The organism is Pedobacter sp., assembly GCF_035566355.1.
Lineage (GTDB): Bacteria > Bacteroidota > Bacteroidia > Sphingobacteriales > Sphingobacteriaceae > Pedobacter.
Window position 1 is genome coordinate 1 of record NZ_DATMRL010000386.1, and the last position, 3,449, is coordinate 3,449.

General features: G+C 40.8%; 3 protein-coding genes. 2 read left to right on the forward strand and 1 reads right to left on the reverse strand.

Annotation, left to right across the window (positions count from 1 at the left end):
- A partial coding sequence (locus VNZ46_RS14740; protein ID WP_325560839.1) for an alpha/beta hydrolase family protein occupies positions 1-563 on the reverse strand: 563 nt, incomplete at its 3' end.
- Between the two features lie 171 nt (positions 564-734).
- On the opposite strand from VNZ46_RS14740, the gene hemA reads away from it, so the two are divergent.
- Together hemA and hemC are read left to right on the forward strand one after the other, a co-directional pair.
- Positions 735-1,961, forward strand: coding sequence for a glutamyl-tRNA reductase (gene hemA, locus VNZ46_RS14745; RefSeq protein ID WP_325560840.1), 1,227 nt, complete (start codon positions 735-737; stop codon positions 1,959-1,961).
- Positions 1,962-2,000: 39 nt separating this feature from the next.
- Positions 2,001-3,449 (forward strand): hydroxymethylbilane synthase (hemC, locus tag VNZ46_RS14750; protein WP_325560841.1); only part of this gene is annotated, 1,449 nt, incomplete at its 3' end.

The following is a 3,449-nucleotide window of genomic DNA, read 5'->3' on the forward strand; positions in this document are numbered from 1 at the left end:
TTAAAATCCTCCAATAAAGAAACATTCAGAGGCATTTTTTCTTTAGTACGAGCATTGATGACATGGATCTGGCCAGTTTTTTTCCATTCTGCTTCTTGTTCAGACTTCCAGAGGCTGCTGAAATCACCTATAGCACTCCAGGTAATGAGTTTGTGAATCCTTGGGTCTTCTGCAGCCTTTAATATAGCCAAAGCGCCACCCCGGCTATGACCAATCAGGTTGATTTTTGAAAAAGCATGAGTAGAAGAGAGGTGATTAATAACGATATTCACATCAGCAAGTTCTTTGCTGATGGTATTGGAGGCAAAAGTTTCAAGATCAGTAACCTCATCCGGGTTCTGTGGCGTTGTCCCTCCGTGAGAAAGATTAAACTTGATATAGTTATAGCCATGGTTCGCAAAGTACTCAGCCACAAGGTTATGTGCGCCCCAATCTTTAAAACCTTTAAATCCGTGAATGAACAGGATGACCTCATGATTCGTGTTTTTGTCGTCAAAAGTACTATCTCCGAGAATGGGTTTTCCGTGTGATCCGCTTAATATAAATTGCAGTTTCTGTATCATAAGTGTCTATTGATATGGTGCTTACCAGATATAACAAAATTAAAGTTTGGAATGTTTATTCTATTTTATTAATTTATAATCTTTCTAAATTAGTCTTAATTACAGCATAATGACAGACACTGCGCATGGTGTTGTTACTTTTGTTGAGCGAAAAAAATACTCAACCTCACATTGGAATATTTAAAGATCATTGCTTTTACACATAAACAGATTGACCTGAAATCTTTAGGGAAATTAGTGATTTGTGAGCAAACACTCGACAGCAGGCTAAAAAACATTCAGGAGAAGCTGAATATCAAGGAGATATTTTATATCGGTACTTGTAACCGTGTTGAGTTTGTATTTACTTCCAAAAACCTGGTTGATAAAGACTTCACCCTCCGTTTTCTTACAGAACTGGACATGGGCCTCCCTGAACAGTATATGGAACGTTTTATAGAAAATGTCTCCGTTTACGAACAGGTTGAAGCCTTTAACCATTTACTTCGTACTTCCTGCTCCCTGGAGAGCCTGGTGGTTGGCGAAAAAGAGATCCTGGCACAGGTACGCAAGGCTTATGAAGCTTGCCGCCTGGGTGGCTTTACCGGTGATTATATGCGAACCGTAATGGATCGTGTGGTGAAAACAGCTAAAGAAGTATACACCCACACCAATATCTCTAAAAACCCGGTTTCGGTGGTTTCGCTTGCGTATCGTAAACTCCGTGACCTGAAAATGTGTGCAAATTCCCGTTTGCTTATCATTGGCGCAGGAGAAACCAACAAGAATATTGCCCAGTATCTTAAAAAACATAAGTATTCTAATTTCTCCGTATTCAACAGAACCGTAGAGAATGCAGAATATCTGGCCCGTGAATTAAAGGGTAAAGCTTACCCGCTTTCAGAACTCCAAAACTTTGAAGGAGGCTTTGATGTCATTATTACCTGTACCGGAGCAACTGAGCCTGTAATCACTGAAGAAATTTACGCTAAACTCCTCAATGGGGATACCAGCAAGAAAGTGATTGTTGATTTGGCCATTCCAAACGATACAGCCCCCGAGATCCTTAAGAAATTCCCTGTTCATTATATCGAAGTAGAATCTTTAAAAGAAACTGCCCGTAAGAATATACAGGAACGGTATAAGGAACTGATTAATGCGGAACACATCATAGAACAAAATATCAAAGAGTTTGAACTGGTCCTTCGTCAGCGTAAGATTGAAATTGCGATGAGCGGCGTTCCTCAAAAGATCAAAGAAATCAAACATACTGCATTGACTGCCGTTTTTGCAGATGAAATCAGCGGTCTGGATGAAAATTCAAGAATGGTATTAGAAAGGGTAATGAACTATATGGAAAAGAAATGTATCAGCGTTCCTATGGTTCTTGCAAAAGAAATATTGGTGAATAACAGCTAATTCTAGCTATATTAGTCAGCAAAAAATTGTATAGTTTAAGTGAAAAAACTCATTATAGGCACACGGGGCAGCGACCTGGCTTTATGGCAAGCCAACTTTATAAAGGATAAGCTTGCAGAAATTGGCGCAGAGGCCGAATTGAAAATCATCAAAACTCAGGGTGACAAGATCCTGAACCTCAGACTCGATAAACTCGAAGGAAAAGGATTCTTTACCAAAGAGCTGGAAGAGGAATTGCTGGGCGGTACCATAGATATTGCTGTACACTCTCACAAAGATTTACCAACCAATCATCCGGCAGGTTTAGTTATCGCTGCAGTTCCGGAAAGGGAAGACCCATCAGAGCTTTTGCTGATTCTGAAAGATTGCGTGGACATCACACAGAAGCTCTCGTTAAAAACGGGCGCTATGGTGGGCACCTCCTCCAATCGAAGGAAAGCACAATTACTTGCGCTTCGTCCGGATCTGAACATCGAAGACCTGCGTGGAAATGTACCTACCCGCATCGGGAAACTAAGAGATGAAGATTATGATGCCATCCTGCTTGCAAAAGCCGGAGTGAACCGGCTTGGAATAGACTTGAGTGAATTCCATGTAGAAGTACTGGATACCACAGAGCTGGTGCCTTCACCTGCACAGGGTGCATTAGGAATACAGATCAGGGAAAATGATACCGAACTGTTCCAATTACTTCAGCAGATCAACCATGCTGCTACTGCCGAAGAAATTGCAGTAGAACGTAAGGTCCTCAATTTATTTGAGGGTGGTTGCCATATGCCACTAGGTTGTTACTGCAAAAAGGAAAATGGACAATTCGAAGTTTGGACCTCTAAGGCAGAAAGTGATGAAGATTTTCCTGACCGCCTGTTTTACCGCGTAGACAATTTAGACGGTCTGGCAGAAAAGATCGTTGAAAAATATACCAGCGAACGTAAATTGCCATCTAAAGTCTTTATCTCAAGGGAAATAGGAGAGCACAGTTATTTTAGGAGAGCATTAGAAAAACACCATATTGAAATTGAAGGCAGATCATTGATCCGTACTTTTCCGATTGTACATGTACTGGACCCATTCTATCTGAAAAATATAGACTGGATTTTCTTCAGCAGCCGGAACAGTGTGGAATATTTCTTTAATCTGAAACCTACTTTATCTAAAAAGACAAAGTTTGGTGTAGTAGGAAGAGGATCTGAAGATGCCTTAAGAAGAGCAGGTCATCTGGCCGACTATGTAGGAGAAGGTGGCGATATTGATGAAGTTGCAGAAGGTTTTGCAGCTCTTGTAGAAAATGAAACCGTGATGTTCCCAAGAGCACAGGATTCTCTGCTGAGCATACAAAAAGCTTTGAAAGAAAGCACTAAAGTAGTAGATCTTCCCATCTATGAGACCGCAATTGTGGACGATATAGACCAGACCTATGCCGATGTACTCATTTTTACCAGTCCTTCTAATGTAGATGCATATTTCGCAGATAATTTACTAGATCCC